This window comes from Micromonospora sp. NPDC048999, from assembly GCF_040649295.1.
Lineage (GTDB): Bacteria > Actinomycetota > Actinomycetes > Mycobacteriales > Micromonosporaceae > Micromonospora.
The window spans coordinates 243,451-264,782 of sequence record NZ_JBEZFI010000003.1 but is presented as its reverse complement, the minus strand read 5'-3'; the positions used below and the strand labels follow the sequence as shown (position 1 = coordinate 264,782).

24 protein-coding genes are annotated in these 21,332 nt (G+C 72.2%); 10 read left to right on the top strand and 14 right to left on the bottom strand.

The features are described 5' to 3' along the window. Window positions 1-133 precede the first annotated feature (133 nt). From AB0C02_RS07745 to AB0C02_RS07735, 3 genes are all read left to right on the top strand, one after another. Window positions 134-673: a DUF1697 domain-containing protein gene (locus AB0C02_RS07745; protein ID WP_357542302.1), complete on the top strand. Its 540-nt coding sequence runs from the start codon at window positions 134-136 to the stop codon at window positions 671-673. Window positions 674-709: 36 nt separating this feature from the next. Continuing rightward, the gene (locus AB0C02_RS07740; protein ID WP_357542300.1) at window positions 710-1,555 is read left to right on the top strand and encodes an aldo/keto reductase; all 846 of its coding nucleotides are present in this window, start codon (window positions 710-712) and stop codon (window positions 1,553-1,555) included. A gap of 276 nt (window positions 1,556-1,831) precedes the next feature. Then, window positions 1,832-3,025, top strand: coding sequence for a glycosyltransferase family 2 protein (locus tag AB0C02_RS07735; RefSeq protein ID WP_357542298.1), 1,194 nt, complete (start codon window positions 1,832-1,834; stop codon window positions 3,023-3,025). A gap of 259 nt (window positions 3,026-3,284) precedes the next feature. Here the strand turns inward: AB0C02_RS07735 and AB0C02_RS07730 are convergent, their stop codons facing one another. From AB0C02_RS07730 to AB0C02_RS07710, 5 genes are all read right to left on the bottom strand, one after another. After that, on the bottom strand, window positions 3,285-3,797 hold the full coding sequence (locus tag AB0C02_RS07730; protein WP_357542296.1) for a GNAT family N-acetyltransferase: 513 nt from the start codon (window positions 3,795-3,797) through the stop codon (window positions 3,285-3,287). 57 nt (window positions 3,798-3,854) lie between these two features. Beyond that, on the bottom strand, window positions 3,855-4,691 hold the full coding sequence (locus tag AB0C02_RS07725; RefSeq protein WP_357542294.1) for a type II CAAX endopeptidase family protein: 837 nt from the start codon (window positions 4,689-4,691) through the stop codon (window positions 3,855-3,857). Between the two features lie 134 nt (window positions 4,692-4,825). Next, window positions 4,826-5,503, bottom strand: a complete 678-nt coding sequence (locus AB0C02_RS07720) for a response regulator transcription factor (RefSeq protein ID WP_357542292.1) — start codon at window positions 5,501-5,503, stop codon at window positions 4,826-4,828. Then, window positions 5,500-6,702, bottom strand: coding sequence for a histidine kinase (locus tag AB0C02_RS07715; protein ID WP_357542290.1), 1,203 nt, complete (start codon window positions 6,700-6,702; stop codon window positions 5,500-5,502). The genes AB0C02_RS07720 and AB0C02_RS07715 overlap by 4 nt, the downstream gene beginning before the upstream one ends. 30 nt (window positions 6,703-6,732) lie before the next feature. Then, on the bottom strand, window positions 6,733-7,245 hold the full coding sequence (locus tag AB0C02_RS07710; protein ID WP_357542288.1) for a hypothetical protein: 513 nt from the start codon (window positions 7,243-7,245) through the stop codon (window positions 6,733-6,735). A gap of 166 nt (window positions 7,246-7,411) precedes the next feature. On the opposite strand from AB0C02_RS07710, the gene AB0C02_RS07705 reads away from it, so the two are divergent. The 3 genes from AB0C02_RS07705 (at window position 7,412) to AB0C02_RS07695 (ending at window position 10,832) form a co-directional block, all read left to right on the top strand. Next, window positions 7,412-7,633: a hypothetical protein gene (locus tag AB0C02_RS07705; RefSeq protein WP_357542286.1), complete on the top strand. Its 222-nt coding sequence runs from the start codon at window positions 7,412-7,414 to the stop codon at window positions 7,631-7,633. 33 nt (window positions 7,634-7,666) lie between these two features. Then, window positions 7,667-7,987, top strand: coding sequence for a GYD domain-containing protein (locus tag AB0C02_RS07700; protein WP_357542284.1), 321 nt, complete (start codon window positions 7,667-7,669; stop codon window positions 7,985-7,987). A 97-nt stretch (window positions 7,988-8,084) separates the two neighbouring features. Then, on the top strand, window positions 8,085-10,832 hold the full coding sequence (locus AB0C02_RS07695; RefSeq protein WP_357542282.1) for a tetratricopeptide repeat protein: 2,748 nt from the start codon (window positions 8,085-8,087) through the stop codon (window positions 10,830-10,832). Window positions 10,833-10,934: 102 nt separating this feature from the next. Here the strand turns inward: AB0C02_RS07695 and AB0C02_RS07690 are convergent, their stop codons facing one another. The 6 genes from AB0C02_RS07690 to AB0C02_RS07665 all read right to left on the bottom strand — a co-directional run bounded on the left by AB0C02_RS07690 (window position 10,935) and on the right by AB0C02_RS07665 (window position 14,666). Further along, complete coding sequence (locus AB0C02_RS07690) at window positions 10,935-11,126, bottom strand: hypothetical protein (RefSeq protein WP_357542280.1); 192 nt, start codon at window positions 11,124-11,126, stop codon at window positions 10,935-10,937. Window positions 11,127-11,231: 105 nt separating this feature from the next. After that, complete coding sequence (locus AB0C02_RS07685) at window positions 11,232-11,639, bottom strand: hypothetical protein (RefSeq protein ID WP_357542278.1); 408 nt, start codon at window positions 11,637-11,639, stop codon at window positions 11,232-11,234. Then, the gene (locus tag AB0C02_RS07680) at window positions 11,636-11,896 is read right to left on the bottom strand and encodes a hypothetical protein (protein ID WP_357542276.1); all 261 of its coding nucleotides are present in this window, start codon (window positions 11,894-11,896) and stop codon (window positions 11,636-11,638) included. The genes AB0C02_RS07685 and AB0C02_RS07680 overlap by 4 nt, the downstream gene beginning before the upstream one ends. A gap of 13 nt (window positions 11,897-11,909) precedes the next feature. Continuing rightward, complete coding sequence (locus AB0C02_RS07675; protein ID WP_357542274.1) at window positions 11,910-12,641, bottom strand: hypothetical protein; 732 nt, start codon at window positions 12,639-12,641, stop codon at window positions 11,910-11,912. Between the two features lie 124 nt (window positions 12,642-12,765). Beyond that, complete coding sequence (locus AB0C02_RS07670; RefSeq protein WP_357542272.1) at window positions 12,766-14,013, bottom strand: HAMP domain-containing sensor histidine kinase; 1,248 nt, start codon at window positions 14,011-14,013, stop codon at window positions 12,766-12,768. Then, complete coding sequence (locus AB0C02_RS07665) at window positions 14,010-14,666, bottom strand: response regulator transcription factor (protein ID WP_357542270.1); 657 nt, start codon at window positions 14,664-14,666, stop codon at window positions 14,010-14,012. The genes AB0C02_RS07670 and AB0C02_RS07665 overlap by 4 nt, the downstream gene beginning before the upstream one ends. A 131-nt stretch (window positions 14,667-14,797) precedes the next feature. Here AB0C02_RS07665 and AB0C02_RS07660 point away from each other — a divergent pair, with 131 nt between their 5' ends. Genes AB0C02_RS07660 through AB0C02_RS07645 form a run of 4 tightly spaced genes read left to right on the top strand, consistent with a single transcriptional unit; the run spans window position 14,798 to window position 18,325 of the window. Continuing rightward, window positions 14,798-15,352 (top strand): hypothetical protein, encoded by a 555-nt coding sequence (locus tag AB0C02_RS07660; protein ID WP_357542268.1) that lies wholly within the window; start codon window positions 14,798-14,800, stop codon window positions 15,350-15,352. Next, window positions 15,349-16,437 (top strand): peptidoglycan-binding domain-containing protein, encoded by a 1,089-nt coding sequence (locus AB0C02_RS07655; protein WP_357542266.1) that lies wholly within the window; start codon window positions 15,349-15,351, stop codon window positions 16,435-16,437. Before AB0C02_RS07660 ends, AB0C02_RS07655 begins: the two co-directional genes overlap by 4 nt. Continuing rightward, complete coding sequence (locus tag AB0C02_RS07650) at window positions 16,434-17,129, top strand: ABC transporter ATP-binding protein (RefSeq protein WP_357542264.1); 696 nt, start codon at window positions 16,434-16,436, stop codon at window positions 17,127-17,129. The genes AB0C02_RS07655 and AB0C02_RS07650 overlap by 4 nt, the downstream gene beginning before the upstream one ends. Next, window positions 17,126-18,325, top strand: coding sequence for an ABC transporter permease (locus tag AB0C02_RS07645; RefSeq protein WP_357542262.1), 1,200 nt, complete (start codon window positions 17,126-17,128; stop codon window positions 18,323-18,325). Before AB0C02_RS07650 ends, AB0C02_RS07645 begins: the two co-directional genes overlap by 4 nt. A gap of 163 nt (window positions 18,326-18,488) precedes the next feature. Here the strand turns inward: AB0C02_RS07645 and AB0C02_RS07640 are convergent, their stop codons facing one another. From AB0C02_RS07640 to AB0C02_RS07630, 3 genes are all read right to left on the bottom strand, one after another. Continuing rightward, entirely contained in the window at window positions 18,489-19,727 is a 1,239-nt protein-coding gene (locus AB0C02_RS07640) for a hypothetical protein (protein WP_357542260.1), read from the bottom strand. Beyond that, window positions 19,727-20,236: a SigE family RNA polymerase sigma factor gene (locus AB0C02_RS07635; RefSeq protein WP_357542258.1), complete on the bottom strand. Its 510-nt coding sequence runs from the start codon at window positions 20,234-20,236 to the stop codon at window positions 19,727-19,729. The genes AB0C02_RS07640 and AB0C02_RS07635 overlap by 1 nt, the downstream gene beginning before the upstream one ends. 255 nt (window positions 20,237-20,491) lie before the next feature. Beyond that, window positions 20,492-21,283: a hypothetical protein gene (locus AB0C02_RS07630; protein WP_357542256.1), complete on the bottom strand. Its 792-nt coding sequence runs from the start codon at window positions 21,281-21,283 to the stop codon at window positions 20,492-20,494. Between the last annotated feature and the right edge of the window lie 49 nt (window positions 21,284-21,332).

Sequence of the window (21,332 nt, the reverse complement as noted above, 5' to 3'; positions counted from 1 at the left end):
GCGCGTCGAACGGAGCGTTCTCCAGCCACTTCAGCCCGACTCGGCCGGCGGGTCGCAGATGTCGTCGGCCGAGTCGGCGCCGGCTTACGGCCTAGGCTCGTTCGTCGAGTGAGTCCGAGGCGAGGAGGAGGCCGTGGAGCGGTACGTCGCCCTGCTGCGCGGGGTCAACGTCGGCACCATCCGGATCGCGATGGCGGACCTGCGTCGCCTGGTCACCGACCTCGGGCACGAGGACGTCAAGACGTACCTGCAGAGCGGCAACGTGGTCTTCACCAGCCCGCCGACGAAGGCGGAGATCCTCGCCGAGGGGATCGAGCGGGTGATCACCGCCGAGTTGGGGCTGACCGTGCCGGTGCTGCTCCGCAGCGGCACCGAGCTAGCGGCGGTCGCCGCCGGCAACCCGTACGCCGGGAGGCAGGACGACCCGACGCGGCTGCTGGTGGCCTTCCTGTCGGCCGCGCCCACCGCGGCGCGGGTCGCCACGCTGACCGTGCCGGGCGGGGAGAACGTGGAGTACGCGGTGGCCGGCCGGGAGGTCTTCCTGCACTACCCCGACGGCGGGTACGGCCGGTCGAAGTTCACCAACGCGTACCTGGAGAAGAAGCTCGGGGTGGTGGCCACCTCCCGCAACTGGAAGTCGGTGTGCGCCCTGCGGGACCTGGCGGCGGGCTGAGCGTGAGGAACCTCCCGAATCGGGTAACCGGTTCGGGTGCCCGTACCCAAGATCGCGCTGAACGACGGCAACGTGATCCCGCAGCTCGGCTTCGGGGTGTTCCAGATCGAGCCGAAGGACACTGTTCGGGCCGTCGGCCAAGCCCTCGAGGTCGGCTACCGGCACATCGACACCGCCGAGATGTACGGCAATGAGGCCGAGGTGGGGCAGGCGGTCCGCGCCTCGGGGCTGGACCGCGCCGATGTCTTCGTCACCAGCAAGCTGCACAACGGCTTCCACCGCCCCGACGACGCCCGCCGGGCGTTCGAGTCGACGTTGCAGACGTTGGGGTTCGACTACCTCGACCTGTTCCTGATCCACTGGCCGCTGCCGACGCTGTACGACGGCGACTTCGTCTCCACCTGGAAGGCGCTGGAGGAACTGCAGCGCGACGGTCGGGCGAAGTCGATCGGCGTGTCGAACTTCCAGGTGCCGCACCTGGAGCGGCTGGCCGCCGAGGCGGAGGTGACACCGGCGGTCAACCAGGTGGAGGCGCACCCGTACTTCGGCAACGAGGAGGTGCGCGCGTACGGGGCGGCACACAACATCCTCACCGAGGCGTGGTCGCCGATCGCGCAGGGCAGGGTGCTCGACGATCCGACGATCGTCGACGTCGCCGAGGAGGTCGGCCGCACCCCGGCGCAGGTCGTGCTGCGCTGGCACGTGCAGCGCGGCGACATCGTCTTTCCGAAGTCGAGCACGCCGAAGCGGATCGAGGAGAACTTCCAGATCTTCGACTTCGAGCTGGACGACGCGGTGATGGAGCGGATCACCAGCCTGAACCGGGGCGAGGCCGGCCGGCAGGGCCCGCACCCGGACACGTTCGACTACCTGCCGGGCTGACCATAAAGCCCTTGAGGTGCGAATTCGCCCGCCTGATCCACCGTTCAGGCGAGTCGGCCTGGCCGTCCGCGTGCGCCCCGGTAGCCGTACCGCCGCTGAGACCGAAGATGTGGATCAGACCGACGGGATGGTCAGGCAACAAGATCAGTTCGTATCGCCGTGGATTCGCAGGTCAGCATCGTCGAATACTGGGAATTGATCTAGAACCGACGCTTGGCGACCGTAGGCAGCGGCGCTGGTGGCGGGCCCGCAACAGGAACGGACACCTCGCATCCCATGAGCACCGACCGGCCTACCCGGGTCATGCTCGCGTACCAGGGTCAGCACCGGCGGCGCCGTCGCGACAGCAACCGGCCCGATGCGAGACCCTCGACGGGGAGGAACCCGGCTGCCGCCCGGGGCAGCGCCAGGGTGCCGGGAGAACTCGTCGTGCTGGTGCCCGCGCACAACGAGGCCGAGGGAATCAGCGAGTCGGTCACCGCCCTGCTGCGGCAGTCCTACCAGCCCGACCTGGTGGTGGTCGTCGCCGACAATTGTCAGGACGCGACGGCCAGCCTCGCCACACGGGCTGGCGCACGCGTCTACACCACCCGGCAGAACCAGCACAAGAAGGCGGGTGCGCTGAACCAGGCACTCGCGCGACTGCTACCGGAACTCAAGGCTGACGACTACGTGATGGTCGTGGACGCCGATTCAGTTCTGGACCCTGATTTCCTGAATCATGCGGTGGCGAGGCTGAGTGCCGACCGGCGGCTGGGTGCGGTCGGGGGTGTGTTCCGAGGCAGCAGCGGCAGCGGTTTCGTTGGTCACCTGCAGCGCAACGAGTACATGCGGTACGCCCGGGATGTCACACGGCTGAACGGAAAATGCCTGGTGGTCACCGGCACAGCAGCCGTGTTCAGGGCCGGCACGCTGATGGAAGTGTCGGCGGCGAGACTCAGCGGCCGGCTTCCCGCGGGCGACGGAGCCGGCGGCGTCTACGACACCACCGTGCTGACCGAGGACAACGAGATGACCTTCGCCCTGCGTCATCTCGGCTACACGGTGCTCTCGCCCAAGGAATGCTCCCTGGTCACCGAGGTCATGACCACGTGGGGCGATCTCTGGAAACAGCGCCTCCGCTGGAAGCGGGGCGCCGTGGAGAACTGCCTCCAGTACGGGCTCACACGGGTGACGTGGCCGTACTGGGGCAGACAGTTGGTGACGTTCCTCGGCGTACTCGTCACCTTCGTGTATCTCGGATCCCTCGTGTACAGCGTGGTCGTTGCCCGGGGAGTCCACATTCAGCCGTTCTGGCTGGCGATTACCGGCATCTTCGTCGTCGAGCGGGTGGTGACCATCCGCTATCGCGGCTGGAAATACATGATCGCCGCGGCCACGATGTATGAGTTGACCCTCGACCTGTTTCTGCAATTCGTCCATGCGAAAGCGTACGCAGATGCAATTCTGCGCCGAGAAAGGAACTGGTGACAAATATGTACAACAACGTGACTGCCCCGGCGGCTGCCGGTGCGGCTACTTCCGGCGGACTCGCCCTGACCGGAGCCAGCACGGTCTGGATCGTGCTGGCGGGGTTCGCCATGGTGGCCGCCGGATCCGCTCTGATGCGAATCGCTCCGCGGCTCCGCCGGTCTCGGTGAAGCTACCGAAACACTGACTTGACCGGCCTGACGCCGGCGGCGCGAGGTTCACGCCGCCGGCGTCGGCCGTCTCTCAGCCGCAGGCCCTGTCACTGCTCGGTCTGGCCAGTCAGGTCGATCCGCCAGTCGTTGGAGCGCATCATCTGCCCCGGCCCGTATTCGAATTCGGTCTCGCCGAGCAGCGTGAAGCCGGCCTTGCGGCAGACGGCGTTGGACGCCGGGTTGTCGACCGACGGGTAGGCGTGCGCGGAGCGCCGGTCGCCGTCCGCCCCGGCCTCCGCGATCACCGCGCGCACCGCCGCGGTGGCCAGCCCTCGCCCCTGGTACGCGGGCAGGATCGCCCAGCCCATCTCGTAGACCTGCTCACCGCGCCACTCCCGTGCCCAGTAGCCGACGCTGCCCACCGTCTCCCCGTCGGGGAGCGCCACGGTGTACATGTGCCCGCTACGCGGCCCCGGGCCGGCCAGGTACCGCCCGTGGCGGGCGACCACCTGCTCGTCGGTCTCCGGCCCACCGGTGTGCTGGCGTACCTCGTGGGTGTTGAGCTGCCGCAGCAGTTCCAGGCCCGCGCTGCTCCACCGCGTGATACGTACCTCGGCCATACCTTTTCCCTTCTCCACACGGCGGATTGAAGCAGCAGCGGGCCAAGCCGATCGGCTTCAGCGCAGGTACAGGCGGCCTCGGGTGGCCGCGCAGACGGCGGTGGCGAGTGCGGCCGAGACGGCGGCTGCCGCCCAGAGGGGCGTGTGGTCGGGGCCGACGATGCCGCTGTAGCTGTAGGTGGCGTTGAAGGCGGCGTGGAACAGGGCGGCGACGAGCACACTGCCTCCGGCGGCGTTGACGAGGGCGCCGATGAGCATGGTGGTGCTGGTCGTCAGCAGCAGAAACCCGGCGAACGGCAGGCCGCTGTCGCTCTCGCCGGGCACGTGCAGCAGCGGGTAGTGCCACCCTGACCACACCACGCCGAGGAGCAGGTTCGCCGGCACCGGCCGCAACCTCGCCTGCAGCCGGGGCAGCAGCAGCCCGCGCCAGCCGGCCTCCTCGGTGAGCAGATACAGCCCGACGCCGTAGCCGAGGTAGGCCAGCGCCGCCGGCAGGCTGAGCATGGCACCCAGCCGGGGGTGGTGCCCGGTGGCCGCCGCGAGCGCCACCGCAGCCGCCGCGATCACTGCGGGCACGGTCAACGCGAGCAGACCGGTGACCGGCGGTACCCGCCAGGCGATGAGGCGTCGGCCGAGGTCCCGCAGCGCCGGAAGGCCGCCGATCAGGGCGGTGACCGCGGCGATGGACGGGGTGAGGACCCACAGCGCGATGCCCTGTGGCAGTCGCCAGCCGATGAGCCCGTGCGCCTGGGCGATGGCCGATCCCCACACCAGCCACGGCAGCGTGAACATCGCGGCGCCGATGGCGACCAGGTGCCGGGCGCGGGCGGTGCGGGCCACCACCGGACGGGTGGTCGTCGAGCTGTCGGGGTGGGGTGCGAGCGCGGTCGTCATGGTGGTCGCCTTCTGGTCGTCGTGGCCCGAGCGGTTCGCTGCCAACTGTCGACGACGGCGCCACGACGATCATCGGGTCGCGGATGGATTGTCTGGCGTCGTGGTGTCCACCCAGGGGTGGAGACCACGACGGGTCAGTCCACCCGGGCCCGGCCGGTGCGGAAGGCGTACGCGACGAGTGCCGCGCGGTCGCGGCAGCCGGTCTTGGCCAGCAGGTGGTTGACGTGCGTCTTGACGGTGGCCTCGGACACGTACAACCGCTGGGCGATCTCGCTGTTGGAATGCCCGTGGGCGATCTCGGTGAGCACCTCCGTCTCGCGGGCGGTCAGCCCGTCCTCCGGTGCGGCCGGCGCTGCCGTCACGCCGGTGGGTGCCTTCGTGGCCAGCGCGTCCAGCAGCCGCCGCTGTACCGAGGGGTCGAGCTGCGCCTCGCCGGAGGCGACCGCGACGATCGCCGCGCGGATGTCGTCCGCGCCGGCGTCCTTGGTGAGGTACCCCCGGGCACCTGCCTGCAGCGCGGCGAACACCCATTCGTCGTCGGCGTACGTGGTCAGTACGACGACCCGGGTGCGGCTGCCGGCGGCCACCAGCCGTCGGGTCGCCTCGACTCCGTCGACGTTGGGCATGCTGAGATCCATGAGCACGACGTCCGGGTCGGTGGTGGCGGACTGGCGCACCGCGTCGGCGCCGTCCACGGCGGTGCCGACGACCTCGATGCCGTCGAGCAGGCCCAGCATCATCGCCAGCCCGTCGCGGAGCACCTTCTGGTCGTCGGCGATGAGGACCCTGATGGGCGCGGGTGCGGGGTTCACCGTTGCTGCTCCTGCGGTGGGCGGACGGGCATGACGAGGTGGACGCGCCAGCCGGCGTCGGTGGGCCCGGCGTCGAGGTGTCCCCCGGCCAGTTCGGCGCGTTCGGCGAGGCCGGTGAGGCCGAAGCCGCCCGACGGCAGGCCGGTGGCCGGGGTGCCGCCGGTGTCGAGGATCTCCACGCTGACGTGGTCGGCTGCCCAGGTGAGCGTGACGGTGGCGGGTGCGTCGGGGCCGGCGTGCTTGGCGGTGTTGGTCAGCGCCTCCTGCACCGTCCGGTAGACGGCCAGGCCGGCCTCCGGTGGGAGCGACCGCGGTTCACCGGACACGACGAGGTGCGCGGCGGTGCCGGTGGCCAGCCGCGCCTGGGCGACCAGTTCGGGCAGTTGGTCGACGCCGGGCAGGGTGTCGCCGCGCAGCGTCGCGACGGCGCCCTTGGCGCTGGCCATGCCGTCGCGGGCGAGTCGCTGGGCGGTGCGGATCTGGGTGACCAGCCGGGTGTCGGCGTCGGTCTTCTCGGCCAGTAGCCGGGCGCCCTCGAGTTGCACGGCCAGCCCCGACAGGGTGTGCGCGAGCACGTCGTGCAGCTCGCGGGCGAGCCGGCCGCGTTCGGCCAGCACCGCGGCCTGCTCGCGGGCGGCCCGGGCGGCGGCCTCCTCGGCCAGCAGCGCCTGGGCCTGGGCGTGGGCGTCGCGGTTCACCGCCGCGAATGCGGAGGCCACGAAGAGGAAGCAGGCGCCGATGCCCAGGTTGAGGGCGGCACTGGCGGCGTTGGCCGAGGTGTGTGACTCCGCCCAGGCGGCCGCGGCGACGACCACCGCGCCGCTGGGCAGGGCGACCGGGCGGGGCAGTCGCAGCCCGATCGCGGCCATGGCCATGTAGGTGAGGATGAACCCGGGTCCGGACGGGTGCAGCAGGTCCAGGCCGGCACCGCCCAGGCCCCCGCCCGTGAGGCAGCCGGTTAGCAGCCACACGTTGGTGACGGTGCGGGCCAGGCCGACGAGCCACAGCGCGAGGGCCACCGCCGTCAGCACCGGGACGGCGACGCGGGCCGCCGCACCGGCCGGCAGGCCGGCCAGGATGGTGTTGAGCGCGACAATCGCGGCGGCGACCCAGCCGAGCACGACCAGCGCCCGGCGGTAGTCGCCGACGTGGCGGGCGGACGCCGACGACCGGCCGCGCGGGAGAGAGCGCGCTGTCACGTTCACCTCCACTGCCTGGTGATGGGCTGGTCAGGACAGTACGGGCACGGGCCGGACCGGCTTGTTCAGGGCTCGCACCGCGGTGACCAGGACCCGGGTGACGACCATGGCGAGGGCCATCAGGACGAACGCCGCCGTCCACGCGTCGGCGCCGGTGATCAGATGGGTACGGGAGAACATCGCGATGCCGTGGGAGAACCAGTGCTCGGCGCCGTAGGCGAACACCATCCGCCCGCCGATCACCACCACCCACAGCGCGGCGTACCCGGCCCCGGCGACGGTGACCGTTCGCTCGCCGATGTGGCGTACCCGCACCAGCAGCCCGGCCGCCGCGCCGAGCACCGCACCGACGGCGGCTCCGGTGACCTCCAACCGTACGTCGTTGCCGAGCGTCGGAACGTCGCGCAGGAACGCCGCCCCGGCGATCGCGACGATGACCAGCGGCAGGATCATGCGCCGCCGGGTCAGCGTCCTGGTGCCCAGGTTGCTGTAGAGCACGTAGCCGAGCAGGCCGAGGTTGAGCAGGTACTGGCTGGTGGTCATGGGGGAACTCCCTGGCGGGGTGGGACGTCAACGGCACCCAGAGTCGCAGCGCGCCGTGCCGCCGGCATCGGCGCGCGGATGGATCCGCCCCGGCCCCGCTCTCCACCCCAGGATGGAGGCCACCGACCGGACGACTAGCCACCGGCGCAGCGGGTACGCGCGGCGCATGGGTAGTCACAAGGCGAACAAGCACGACCCCGGTGGTGAGTCGGCCCGTGCGGGACGGAATCCCGGCAGCGGGGCCCGGGGCCGGCAGGGTTCCGAGGTCGAACGCTCGCCGCAGCGGCGGCACCTGCGGGCCGCGACCGGCACCTCGGGCACCGAGCGTGACCAGGGCCGGGCCAGGGTCGAGCGCGGCGAGCGGATCCAACGCCAGGGGACGCGCTGACCCGTTCCGTACCGACGAGGGGGTGATGACGAGGTGCCGAAATTTCTGTTGGAGTCGAGCTACAGCACCGAGGGAGTCAAGGGGCTGATCGCCGACGGTGGTAGCAAGCGGGCCGAGGTAGCACGGCAGGCGATCGAGAGCAGCGGCGGGCGGATCGAATCCCTGCACTTCGGGTTCGGCAAGTACGACACCTACGTGGTGTGTGATATGCCGGATTACAAGGCCGCCGCGGCGTTGGTCATCGCCATCCGGGCGGCGGGCGGGGTGCACACCCGGATCACCCCGATGCTGACGCCGGAGGAGGTCGACGAGGCGACCCGGACGAAGTTGGCCTACCAGGCCCCCGGTAAGTGATCACTCGGGGCCGCTCCACGATCCACTACGGTGGTCGGAACGGCTGACCGAGTGGGGAGCGTGAGCCGGGTTGTTACGCATCGGCGTGCTCGGGCCCGTGCAGGTCACGCGCGACCAGCGGCCCGTCCGGCTCGGCCCGAAACTGGTGGAGCTGCTGGCGGTCCTGCTGGTCGAGGCGGGTTCGGCGGTGCCGGCGTCCCGGGTCGTCGGGCTGCTGTGGGATCAGTCGCCGCCGCCCGGCGCCCGGGTCACGCTGCGCAGCCACGTGTCGCATCTGCGCCGCGCGCTGGGCCCGGCGGACGAGCCGGTCGTGGTGACGGCCGGTTCGGGCGTCAACGCCGCGTACCGGCTCGACGTGGCACCGGACGTGGTCGACCACCAGCGGTTCGAGCGCTGGTGCGCGGAGGGCCGCCGGTTGCTCGACACGGGCGAGCCGGAGCTGACCGAACGCGCGGCCGCGCTGCTCGATCAGGCGTTGGCGTTGTGGCGTGGCCCGGCCTTCGCCGACGTGGCGGACCGGTCGTTCGTACTGCCGAAGGTCGCCCAGTTGGAGGCGACGCGGCGCGCGGCGCGGCGCGGGTACGCGGAGGCGCTCGGCGTGCTCGGCCGGCACGCCGAGGCGATCGCGCAGCTGTCCGGCGCCCTGGTCGACGATCCGTACGACGAGGCCGTACGGCGGCTGCTCGCCTTGGCGCTCTACGCCGAGCAGCGGGTGGACGAGGCGGCCGAGGTGTGCCGCGAGGGCCTGGTGCTGCTGCGGGAGCGCGGGCTCGACGCGCCCGAGCTGCACGAACTGCAGCGGGACATCCTGCGACGGCGGCTGCCGCTGCCACCGCCGGCCGAGCGCGGCAAGATGCCGCGGCCCTGCCTGCTGCCGCCCGACCCGCCGCAGTTCGTGGGCCGCGCCGACGACCTTGAGCGGGGCCGCGAGCTGCTGGGTCCCACCGCCGGCGGTTCCCCCGTCGTGCTCGTCGGCGGACCGGCCGGCGTCGGCAAGACCCTCTTCGCGGTACGGCTGGCGCACACGGCCCTGGACAACTTTCCGGACGGGCAGTTGTTCGTCACCATGCGAGGGTTCGACCCGACCGGAACACCGGTCCCGGCCGGCGAGGCGCTGCGCGGCTTCCTCGACGCGCTCGGCGTGCCGCCCGATCGGGTGCCGGCCACGCTGGAGGCACAGGCCGGGCTCTATCGGAGTCTGCTGGCCGACCGGCGGGTGTTGGTGGTGCTCGACAACGTCCGTGACGCGGAGCAGGTCCGCCCGCTGCTGCCCGGCGCGCCCGGCTGCGCCGCGGTGGTCGTCAGCCGCAACCAGCTGCCCGGTCTGGTGGTCGCCGAGGGCGCCCGTCCGCTGCGCCTCGCGCCGCTGTCCGGCAGCGAGTGCCGCGAGCTGCTCGCCCGCCGATTGGGGGCCGCGCGGCTGGCCGGCGAGCCAGCGGCGGTGGAGGCGATCATCGACGCGTGCGGGCGGCTGCCGTTGGCCCTGGCCATCGTGGCCGCCCGGGCCGCCGCCCACCCCGAGTTCAAGCTCTCGGCGCTCGCCGAGGAGCTGCCGCCCGGCGGTGGACTCGACGCGTTCACCGGTGGCGACACCAGCACCGACGTGCGGGCCGTCTTCTCCTGGTCGTACCACGGCCTCACCCCGGCGGCGGCCCGGCTGTTCCGGCTGCTGGCCGCACACCCCGGCCCGGATTTCACCCTCGCCGCCGTGGCCAGTCTCGCCGGCGAGCCCGCCGACCGGGTACGGCCGGCGCTGCGGGAACTGGCGGCGGCGCATCTGGTGGTGGAGCACGTCCCGGGCCGGTTGCTGCTGCACGACCTGCTCCGGATGTACGCCGCCGAGCTGGGCCGCGAGGACGCCGGGTTGCCGGCGGCGCGGCGGCGGGGGCTGGAGCACTATCTGCACACCGCGCTGGTCGCCGACCGGATCCTCTGGCCGCACCGTGACCCGCTGGGGGTGTCACCGGCCGCCGCCGGGGTGGCCGCCGAGGGGTTCGCCGACCGGGCTGCGGCGCTCGCGTGGTTCGACGCCGAGCACGCGGTGCTGCTCGCCGGCCTGGACCTGGCGGCGCGCTGCGGGCTCGACGGGCACGTGTGGCCGCTGGCCTGGGCGGCCACCAACTTCTTCGCCCGCCGGGGGCACTGGTCGGACTGGGTGCGGGCCGGGCAGGCCGGGGTGGCCGCCGCGCGGCGGCAGGGTGACCGCGCCGCCGAGGCGGAGGCGCACCGGACCGTGGGTGGCGCGTACGTCCGGCTGCACCGGTTCGACGCCGCCCGGGAGCACTATCAGCAGGCGCTGGAGCTGTTCGCGCGGCTCGGCGATCTGGTCGGGCAGGGGTACACGTACCGCAGCCTGGGGTGGTTGTGCGAGCAACAGGGCGACATCGGCGAGGCGTTGCGCCAGGACCAGCGTGCCCTGGAACTGTTTCAACGCGCCGACCATGAGCGGGGGGTGGCGAGCACGCTCAATTCGGTGGGTTGGTGTCACGCGCTGCTGGGCGACCACGACCAGGCGATCGTGCACTGCCGGCGATCGCTGGCCCTGCTGGAGAGGCTCGGCGATCCGGTCGGCATGGCCGGGGCGTGGGACAGCCTCGGGTACGCCTACCGTCACCGCGACCTTCGGCAGGCGATCTCCTGCTATCGGGAGGCGCTCACGCTCTATCAGCGGCTCGGCGACCGCCCCAACGAAGCGATCACCCTGCGCTATCTGGGTGAAACCCAGCACGCGGCCGGTGACAGCGACGCCGCCCGGCGATCCTGGCGGCGGTCGTTGGACATCTTCACCGAGATCGAGCATCCGGACGCCGCGCGGGTTCGCGCGCTGCTCAGCGAGGATTTGTGAGGGCCTTCCGGGCGCCGCACCCCCCCGTCCCATGGTGCGGCGCCGTCAGGCTGGACGTCGCGTGCGCTGGGTCCGCGGCCTCCTCGTCGACGTCGTCGGATGTCACGCCGACCACCGTCGCCGCGACCGGCTCGGGTCGGCGTCGAACCTTTGCTGCGGCGGCCCGCTGAGCAGGTGGTCGCGCCGCGTCAGGACGCGGTCGTCGTGCTGGTGCGGCGACCGGTAGCTGAGGTTGTGGCTGCCCGCGTAGCGGGTCGTCCGGCCACCCTGCCACACGCTGCTGAGCTTGATCATCCGTCCCTCCCCGGCCGAGGTCGAGATCGACTGTGCCCACCGTGCCGGAAGTCTGTGGAAGCACTGTGGAAGGCGACGGGTACACCGGACCGGGGGGCGTCCGGATCAACGGGAGTCGGTGACCACGTGCGAGCAGGCCGAACAGGCCGCGGGGCCCTGTTCGGCGAACCACCGGCAGGTACGTCGGATGGCGCACTTCGGCAGCCCCACCTCGGCCGGGCCGGCGGCCTCCTGGTACGACTCGGCCAGCCGGGCGCCCAGGCCGCAGTGGTCGCCGGTCCAGAACCCGCAGGACGAGGTGACGCAGGGCCCGGCGAGCCGGTAGCGGGATTCGATCGAGGCGTCGGAGTCGTCGTCGACCGCGGCGAGGGCGACCTCGGCCGGCATCGCGGGCGTGACGTAGGCGACCCGGCCCGCCGGAGTGATCATGCCGAGGAAGACCGTGGCGTTGGCCACGGGCGTGCTCGGGCACATCCGCTCCGGCGGGTCGACCCGACGGGCGGCGTCGGTCACTTCTGCATCCAGAACGCGGAGTCGTTGATCTTCTCGGCCAGCTCACGGGCGGGGCCACCGTCGATCACCCACAGGCCTTGCCACTCGGGACGAATCCCGGGGATGTCGTGACCGAGGGTGAGCGCGTTCTTCAGCTTGGCGTTCGCGGTGGTGAGGGCGGCCAGGCCGGCCTTCTGGACCTCGCGGGAGACGAGAGCCCGCTGCTCGTCGCTCAGCTCGACACCGTCGACCACGAATCGGAACTCAATGCGGGACATGCGTTACCTCCGGTCACTCGGATGAATCAGTGCCCAGCCCGCGGCGCAGGCTGGAACGGGTGAAGGCGGCCCAACCGGCCCGGGACGCGACGTCGGCCCGCTGCCCGGCCCGGGCCAGCGCACGGCCGGCGTGCTCCTGCCAGCCGGATGCGGTGGCCGAGGGGTCGCCCCACAGCTGTCGGCAGGCGGCGACCGCGAAGGCGACCTGCGCCGGCGATCCGGTGAAGCCGGCGACCCCGTCGCCGACCTGGATCGCGCCGCCGGCCAGCGGGGCGACGATCGGGAAGTGGTGGTGCAGGCTCGCCAGGGTCGCCCAGTGGCTGCCGCCGACCCGGCCGGCGGCGAACCCGTCGCGCAGTTCGTCGTCGCGTCGGTAGCGGATGGCGTGCAGGGTGAGCGTGTCGCCGGACCGGTCCACCTGGGCCTCGATGTGGACCGGGGCACTCCAGGCGGCAGGTGAGTTCGCCGACCAGAAGGCGAGCCAGGAGACGAGCCGGTCGTGGAAGTCGGCCTGGAAGCGGACGGCGGTCGGGCCGCCGCCCGGCGCGTGCAGCAGGGCGGAGCCGATCCGGTCCCGGGTGACCAGCGGCGTTGGGGCGTGGGTGGGGCTCGCCGCGGCGGCGGTCGAGGTGGTGGCCACGCCGGTCACGGTGACCGCCGAGGCCGCCGCCGCCCCGGCGAAGAGTCGCCGGCGCGAGAGCGGGTGTCCGTTGTGGTTCATCGTCGGCCTTTCGTCGACGGCCAAGTGACCTGACGCTATCGACCGGGACCGATCAATTGGAACACGCGACGTGACGGAAGTTTGACAGAAAGTCCGGTGATCAAGGGCGGCGTGAACGGGCGTTCATGTGCTCGCCGATGTCCGCCCCTCAGCCGTACGTCGCGGCGGGCAGCACCCGCGCCGGTTGCGCGGGGACCATCGCACCCAGGGATGGCAAGGTCACCGTCACGACGAGTCCGCCACCGTTTCGGGGTTGGGCGTGCACGGCACCACCGTGCGCCTGGGCCACCGCCCGCACGATCGACAGGCCGAGCCCGAAACCGCGTGCGGCTCCGGCCCGGTCGTCGGGCCGGCGGACGGCCACGCGCTCGTGGCGTAGCCGACGGAACGGTTGGAAGATCGTCTCGATGTCGTAGGTGGGCACCACGGGGCCGGTGTTGACGACCACCAGGACGACCCGGCCGTCGACGGTGCCGGTGCTGACCTCGATCTCGCCGCCGGCCGGCAGGTTGTGCCGGACGGCGTTCTCCACCAGGTTGTGCGTCAGCCGCTCCAGCAGCACCGGGTCACCGGCCGTCGGGGCGGGCGCGAGCCACCGGCGTACGGTCGGCTCCGCCGTGCCGGCCGCCTGGTCGAGGACGTGGCCGGCGATCTCGGCGAGGTCCACCGGCGTACGGTCGACGACCTGCTGCTCGGAGTCGGCCAGGGTGAGCAACCCGTCGATGAGCCGTTCGTGGCGTTCGTTGACCGCCAGCAGGGTCTCGCCGAGCTGCCGCAGCTCGGCAGGGGCACCCGGCCGGGACATCGCCACCTCCAGCAACGACCGGTTGAGCGCCAACGGGGTACGCAGCTCGTGCGACGCGTTCGCCACGAACCGGCGCTGCCCGTCGAAGGACCGGTCGAGTCGCTCCAGCATCAGGTCGAACGTGTCGGCCAGCTCCTTCACCTCGTCCTGGGGGCCGTGCAGCGCGATCCGCTCGTGCAGGCCCCGCCCGGCCGCGCCGACGGCGGCGATGCGCCGGGCGGTGCCGGTGATCTGGTGCAGCGGCTGCAACGCCCGCCCGGCGATCAGCCAGCCGAAGCCGAGGGCGACCGCCGAGATCAGCAGCAGCGCGAGCCCGCCCTGGGTGAGCAGGGACTCCAACGCGGTGCGCTTCGCCTCGTCCTGGGTCTCCTGGATCAGGACTCGCACCTGCTCGGCCGCGCCGCCCGGGCTCGGCAGCTGGCCGTACGGAGTCGTCGGGACGACCTGAGCCCGGGCAAAGATGCCGTTCAACGGCTGCCGCAGACGCTGGTCGACCAGCACGTAGGTGACGCCGAGCAGGATGGTGCCGGCGAGCAGCAGGAGGCCGCCGTGCACCAGGGTCAGGCGGGCGCGGATGGTCAGTCGCTTCACCGGATCTGATACCCCACTCCCGGCACCGTCTCGATCACCTGTGGGTCGCCGAGTTTGCGGCGCAGCTTCATGACGGTCACCCGTACGACGTTGGTGAACGGGTCGATGTGCTCGTCCCAGGCCCGGTCCAGCAGTTCCTCGGCGGAGACCACCGCCCCGCCGGCCCGGACCAGCTCGACCAGCACCGCGAACTCCTTGCGGGACAGCGCGATGTACCGGCCGTCGCGGTGGACCTCCCGCCGGGCCGGGTCGACGACGATGCCGGCCCGGCTCAGCTGCGGCGGGGCGGCCGGCCGGGCCCGGCGGCCCAGCGCGTGCACCCGCGCGGAGAGCTCGACCAGCGCGAACGGTTTGACCAGGTAGTCGTCGGCGCCCAGGGCCAGGCCGGCCACCCGGTCGCGGACGGCCGCCGCGGCGGTCAGCATCAGCACCCGCGTCTCGCCGCCGCTGTCCACCACCGCCCGGCAGACGTCGTCGCCGTGCACCACCGGCAGGTCCCGGTCGAGCACCACGACGTCGTAGTCGGTGATGCCGAGCCGTTCCAACGCCGCGTCCCCGTCGTACGCGACGTCCACGGCAAACGCCTCCCGGCGCAGCCACTCGACGATGGAGTCGGCCAGCAGCATCTCGTCCTCGACCACAAGCACTCGCACCGCACCATGGTGACGCGGCCACGGATAACGGCGGCGTTAACCCCAACGGTTACGCCCCGGATACCGCCCCTGAGGTCAACTCGTCCGCATTGGCTGGCGATCCGCGCCGGCCAAGAGGAAGGAGTTGCGCCATGCGCCGACGAATGTCGGGCACACTGCTCGTCCTGCCCCTGCTGCTCGGGCTCGCGACCGCCGGCTGCGCGCGCGCCGACTCGGACGGGGATCAGGTGGCCACGGCTGGTGGCGGTGCGGCCGCCGCCTCGCCCAGCGCCAGCGTCGTCCAGGTCAACGACGAGGACCGGCAGCGCGAGTTCGCCAAGTGCATGCGGGAGAACGGGATGCCGGACTTCCCGGACCCGGAGCCCGGCGAGGGCGGCGGATTCCGCATCCGCATCCCGGCCGGTCAGGACCGGGACAAGGCGCAGGCGGCCGTGGAGAAGTGCCGCAGCCTGATGCCCAACGGGGGCCAGCCGATGAAGCTCGACCCGGAACAGGTCGAGAAGGTGCGCGCGCTCGCCCGGTGCATGCGGGAGAACGGGGTGCCGGACTTCCCGGACCCGGGCCCGGACGGGGCGCTCGAAATCAAGGGCGACGCCGGCTTCGACCCGCAGAGCCCGACCGGGCAGGCCGCGCTGGAGAAGTGCCGACAGGGCGACACGCCGCTCATGATGAAGAGGACCCAGTGAACGAACCGAACCTGCGCCGTGGGCGTACCCCGCTGGTGGTTGCCGCCGCGGTGGTGGTCGCCGCCGCCGCGGGCGTCGCAATCGCCGTCGGGGCCGACGGCCACCCCGGGGGTACGGCGGCCAGCGGCGGCCTGCCGCCGGGGACCGCGCAGGTCACCCGGCAAACCCTGGTCGACACGGAGAGTTTCGACGGGACCCTCGGCTACGGTGCCACGCACACCGCGACAGCGCGGATACCCGGCACGGTCACCTCGGTGGCCGCCACCGGCAGCCAGGTCAGCCGGGGCAAGCCGCTCTTCAGCGTCGACAACGAGAAGGTGGTGCTGCTGTACGGGCGGCTACCGGCCTACCGGACGCTGGGGCCCGGCATGTCCGGCGCCGACGTGCGGCAACTCGAACGGAACCTCGAGGCGCTCGGCTACACCGGGTTCACCGTCGACAACGAGTACACCTCGGCCACCGCGACGGCGGTGCGGAGCTGGCAGAAGGACCTCGGCCTGCCCGAGACCGGCCGGGTCGAGCTGGGCCGGGTCGTCTACGCCGACGGCGCGGTCCGGGTGAACAGCCAGCAGGCGGACCGCGGCGACCCGGCGCAGCCCGGCCAGGCGGTGCTCACCTACACGGGCACCGCCCGCGTGGTGACGGTCGACCTCAAGGTCGACGACGAGCGGCTGGCGAAGCGGGGCGCCAAGGTGAGCGTCACGCTGCCCAACGGCAAGCAGGTCCCCGGGACGATCACCGACACGGAGACGGTGATCGACACCGGCAGCGGCGGCGGGCCGGGCGGTGGCAGCGATCCGGAGACCAAGATCGAGGTCACCGTGACCGTGGCCGACCCGAAGGCGCTGACCGGCTTCGACCAGGCCTCGGCCAAGGTGGCCTTCACCGCCGCCGAGCGTCCGGACGTGCTCACCGTGCCGGTCGCCGCGCTGCTGGCCCTGGCCGAGGGCGGCTACGGCGTGCAGCTGGTCGAGGGCGACAGCACCCGGATCATCGCGGTCGAGACCGGGCTGTTCGCCGCCGGCCGGGTGGAGGTCTCCGGTGCGGGGCTCGCCGAGGGGGCGACGGTGGGGATGCCGACGTGACCGGCGACGCGGTTGTGGAGCTGACCGACGTGAGCAAGGTCTATCCCGGCGACGTACGGGCCCTCGACGGGGTGTCGCTGACCGTCCGCTACGGCGAGCTGGTCGCGATCGTCGGCCCGTCCGGGTCGGGCAAGTCGACCATGCTGCACCTGATCGGCACCCTGGACCGGCCCTCGACCGGCCGGGTACGCATCGACGGGTACGACGTGGCGGGCCTCGGTGACCGGCAGCTTTCCGCGCTCCGGTCGTCCCGGATCGGCTTCGTCTTCCAGCAGTTCCACCTCGCCGCGAACGTGCCGGTACGGGACAACGTGGCCGACGGGCTGCTCTACGCGGGCGTACCCCTGCGGGAGCGGCGGCGGCGCGCGGAGGCCGCGCTGGTCCGGGTCGGGCTGGGACACCGGCTCGATCACCGGCCGCACGAGCTGTCCGGCGGCGAGCGGCAGCGGGTGGCGATCGCCCGCGCGGTCGTCGGCGCGCCCGCGCTGCTGCTGGCGGACGAACCGACCGGCAACCTGGACTCGGCCTCCGGTGCCGGGGTGCTGGCGCTGCTGCGTGAGCTGCACGCGGCCGGGACCACCATCGTGGTGATCACCCACGATCTGGAAATCGCGGCCCAGCTGCCCCGACGGGTGCAGATGCGCGACGGCCGGATCGTGGCCGACCAGCGTTCCCTGGGGGTGCCGGCATGACCGGACTGGTCCCCGCCCGGCTACGGCCACGGGACGTCCTGCGGGTCGGCGGGGTCGGGCTGCGTACCCGGCCGTTGCGGGCCGTGCTGTCCGCGCTGGGCATCGCGATCGGGATCGCCGCCATGGTCTCGGTGGTCGGGATCTCCGCGTCGTCGCGGGCGGAGCTGGACCGCACGCTCGCCGCGCTCGGCACCAACCTGCTCACCGTCGGTCCGGGCAACGCGCTCTTCGGCGGCGACGCCCAGCTGCCGACCGAGTCGGTGGCGATGATCGGGCGGATCGGGCCGGTGCGGACGGTCGCCGCCACCGGGCTGCTCAGCGACGCGCGGGTGTACCGGTCGGATCTGATCCCCCGAGGCGAAAGCGGGGGGATCGCCGCCCGGGCGACCAGCCTGGAACTGCGCGACACCGTCGGGTTGGAGCTGACCAGCGGCACCTGGCTGAACGCCGCCACGGCCCGCTACCCGGCGGTGGTGCTCGGCGCCACCACCGCACGTCGGCTCGGCATCGGCGCCGCCGGCACGGACGTGCAGGTCCAGCTCGGACCGCGCTGGTTCACCGTGGTGGGGATCCTGGCACCCGTGCCGCTGGCCCCGGAGCTGGACCTGTCCGCGCTGGTCGGCTGGGACGCGGCGACGTCGTATCTCGGGTTCGACGGGCATCCGACCACCGTGTACGCCCGCACCGCCGACACGGCGGTCGAGGCGGTACGCGCGGTGCTCGGCGCCACCGCGAACCCGGAGGCGCCGAACGAGGTGAAGGTGTCCCGGCCCTCCGACGCGCTCGCCGCGAAGCAGGCCACCGACGAGGCGTTCACCGGGCTGCTGCTCGGCCTCGGCGCGGTCGCCCTGCTGGTGGGTGGTGTCGGGGTGGCGAACACGATGGTCATCTCGGTGCTGGAACGCCGCCCGGAGATCGGCCTACGCCGTTCGCTCGGCGCGACCCGTGGCCAGGTACGCATCCAGTTCCTGGCGGAGTCGCTGCTGCTGTCCGCTCTCGGCGGGCTGGGCGGGGTGCTGCTGGGCAGCGGGGTGACCGCCGGCTACGCGTTCTCGCAGTCCTGGCCCACGGTGGTGCCGGCGTGGGCGGTCGGCGGCGGGGTCGGCGCCACCCTGCTGATCGGCGCGCTCGCCGGGCTCTACCCGGCCATCCGCGCCGCCCGCCTCGCCCCGACCGAGGCGCTCGCCACGCCCTGACCAAGGACGTTCGAAAGGACGGCGGGTTGTGGTCGGTCGCCGGCCACAACCCGCCAATCGTCCGCTGGGCCCACGGGAGGAATCCACTACATCTCCGGCACATCTGTAGTGGATTTCTCCGGCACAGCCAACTGGGCCGCAGCCCGAATTCCGGGTAACCAGGTCAGTGGCAGCGCCAGCGGACCGCCCGCAGGTCGTCGATGCCGCGCCGGTCCAAATTCGTGCCGAGCGTGCCGCCGATCACCTGCCCGTCATCGCTGACGCTCACCGCGCCCGCGCCGAGGCTGGTGCGCCCGGCGAGGTCGGGCAGCCGCACCAGCCCGCCGTCGGTGATCAGTCCGGCGTCCCTGGGGGCGACCAGGCCGACCATCCATCCTTGACCGTTGCCGGCGGACGTCATGAGATTGGCCGGCACCGGCGCGTACTCGCCGCGGGCCAGTTGGTAGCGGACCGCGTGTATGGACCCGTTGCCCTCATTCCGATACGCCGTGCCGGTGATCCACCCGCCCTGGAACGATTGCGGAGCGAATTCGATAGCCATACCGCCGGTGACGGACGGCAGCGGCAGCAGCTCGGGCTTTCCGCCGGACCGCCAGACGACCGCCCGCATCGCGCCCTGGAAACCGATCTGAATCCTGCCGACGACCGTGCCGTCGGAGTCGACGCCGATGGCGATCCCTTGCCACTGCGGGCCAGGCAGCGGCAGGTCGACGGCGGTCTTGTCCGGGGCGGGCCACAGCACCGGCAGCTGCCGATCGCCGACCTGCCGAGCCCCGACGATCCGGCCGTCGTCACTGATCGCCTTGGCCACGCCCGCTGCCACCCCGGGCAGCCGGGTGGCCCGGCCCGACCGCACCACGTACGGCTGCGGCTGGTCACCGGTATACGCCACACCGACGGCGACGCCGGACGGGTTGATATCGGCCAGCAGCTGGTCGGAGCCAGGCAGCCGCACCTCGCGGGCCTGGTCGCCGTCCCAGATGATCATCGGATACGAGATGCTCCTGCCATCGTATTTCTGGGATGAGCGACCGAGCAGATACCGGCCAGTCGGGTCGCCGCCCGTGACCTGGCTGAAGCGGGCCCCCCCGGGGATGGGCAGCAGCTCAGCCGTGCAGGTGGTCGGCCCGGACGACGTCGGCGGAAGGCTGGCGCTGGCCAACGTCCCCGCCGCCATCGGCGGCCCCTGCTCGGCCGGCCGATCGGCCCGTACGGCCAGCGGCACCGCCGCCACCGCCGCCACCGCCGCCATCCCGGCAACCGAGGCGGTGAGCGTACGCCGGTTGCGCCGGCGACGGCGGGCCTCGCGCATCGCCGTGACCAGGTCCACCCGGGGCGGCCGGTCGGGGCCGTCGTCGAGGTGGCGCAGCAGTCCGGCGAAGTTTTCCTCATCGTTTGTCATCACACCGCTCCCGTCTCCATCAACTCCCGGTTGCCGAGCAGTCGGCGCATCGCGGCAAGACCGTGCGAGGTCTGGCTCTTCACCGTGCCGGCCGAGCAGCCCAGGGCGCGGGCCACCTCGTCCACCGGCAGGTCGTGCAGGAATCGCAGGACCAGCACGGCCCGCTGACGCGGGGGCACCTTCGCCAGGGCGTCGCGCAGCACCGTACGGTCCTCCGCGCCGCGGTCCTCGGTGCGGCGGACGTCCGGCGGCGCGCCGAAGAGCCGGATCCGCCACCAGCCCTTCCGACGGCCGTCGAGGAAGAGCCGCACCAGGATCGTCCTGACGTACGCGTCGATCTGGTCGGCCCGCGACGCCTGGGACCAGCGTTCGAAGAGCCGGACCGCCGTCTCCTGCACCAGGTCGTCGGCCTGGTCGACGTCTCCGCACAGCGAATACGCCAGCCGGTGCAGCATCGGCAGCCGCGCGTTGACGTACTCGACGTATTCCTGTTCCGACGCGTCGGGCATCCGGTTACCTCCGTCAGTTCCCCCCTACAGACGGCCGTCGGTCGGAAGCGGTTGTACGGGTCGACTACTTCGGATACGCCGCCTCGCGTTGCTGGGCTTCCCGGCGAAGCAACGCGGTGGAGATGACCGCGCCCCACACGCAGAAGGCCCCCGGCACCGAGAGAGCGAACCGCTGTTCCTGTGCCTTCGACGACTCGCACCGGCGGGTCCTCGCCGTCCTCGCGTACCTCAACGCCTGACCAAGCAGTGGGTTGATCAGGGTTTGTGCTTGCTGCGACGTCTGGATCGTGGTGGATGTGGGTGCCGTACCGGAACGAGGTGGTTGCGGCCCGTGCGCTTGCGGCCACGTCTGGGTCGTGGGCCAGGGTGAGCCGGTGCTCGCCACTGCGGATGTGGGCCCGCTTCCAGAGCGGCGGTGGCGCGGTCCTCCGCACGTTTCAGAAGCACGCCAGCGACCCAGTAAGACCCGACGGCCGCGACGAAGCTCACCAGCCCGAGCCCCTGCCAGACGCGGGCGGTGGCAACTCTGTCCGGAATTTCGGGTACGAACAGCCCGCTCGGGTCGACCAGCACGGTGAGGTCCTCACCGACAACAAACTTGTACCGGTCGCCGTTGCCGCAGAGGTCCCTGGACAGCGGCGTGCCGTCGCTACGCTGCAGGCGGTAGCAGTGCTCGTCATATCCGCCTCCGCGGCTGGAGTGATGGATGACGTCGTGATTCACGATCCTCGCCACCACCGGCTCTCCCCGCAGGTCGAGCACAGTGACCAGAGGGGCCCCCGTCATCGCGAACACCCACACGCAGTGGGCGACGGATGCGGTCACTGCGAATCGCTTCCAGGCGCGCGCACCCTCGATCGACTCCCCGCTGATCCACATCGCGCAGCCGCCAAACGCTGCTATGGACCCCACAAAGACAGGCAGCGCCACCCCCCACCAGCCGAACAGGTTTCCGAGCGCTGCGAGCACCCCGGGCACCGCGAAGCCGGCGGCCAGGAGAAGTCGGCGGAGTCGTGCGTCGTCGGAACGATGGAGCGAAGTTGTCACGGCGTGGATTCTGGCCCAGGCACGCAACGGGAGGCCGGGCGGATGATGC

Excerpts from the sequence above, each read along its gene's own strand:
- AB0C02_RS07735 (WP_357542298.1), top strand. The coding sequence starts at position 1,832 with ATGAGCACCGACCGGCCTACCCGGGTCATGCTCGCGTACCAGGGTCAG.
- AB0C02_RS07730 (WP_357542296.1), bottom strand. The coding sequence starts at position 3,797 with ATGGCCGAGGTACGTATCACGCGGTGGAGCAGCGCGGGCCTGGAACTG.
- AB0C02_RS07725 (WP_357542294.1), bottom strand. The coding sequence starts at position 4,691 with ATGACGACCGCGCTCGCACCCCACCCCGACAGCTCGACGACCACCCGT.
- AB0C02_RS07710 (WP_357542288.1), bottom strand. The coding sequence starts at position 7,245 with ATGACCACCAGCCAGTACCTGCTCAACCTCGGCCTGCTCGGCTACGTG.
- AB0C02_RS07705 (WP_357542286.1), top strand. The coding sequence starts at position 7,412 with ATGGGTAGTCACAAGGCGAACAAGCACGACCCCGGTGGTGAGTCGGCC.
- AB0C02_RS07690 (WP_357542280.1), bottom strand. The coding sequence starts at position 11,126 with ATGATCAAGCTCAGCAGCGTGTGGCAGGGTGGCCGGACGACCCGCTAC.
- AB0C02_RS07680 (WP_357542276.1), bottom strand. The coding sequence starts at position 11,896 with ATGTCCCGCATTGAGTTCCGATTCGTGGTCGACGGTGTCGAGCTGAGC.
- AB0C02_RS07660 (WP_357542268.1), top strand. The coding sequence starts at position 14,798 with ATGCGCCGACGAATGTCGGGCACACTGCTCGTCCTGCCCCTGCTGCTC.
- AB0C02_RS07645 (WP_357542262.1), top strand. The coding sequence starts at position 17,126 with ATGACCGGACTGGTCCCCGCCCGGCTACGGCCACGGGACGTCCTGCGG.
- AB0C02_RS07640 (WP_357542260.1), bottom strand. The coding sequence starts at position 19,727 with ATGACAAACGATGAGGAAAACTTCGCCGGACTGCTGCGCCACCTCGAC.
- AB0C02_RS07635 (WP_357542258.1), bottom strand. The coding sequence starts at position 20,236 with ATGCCCGACGCGTCGGAACAGGAATACGTCGAGTACGTCAACGCGCGG.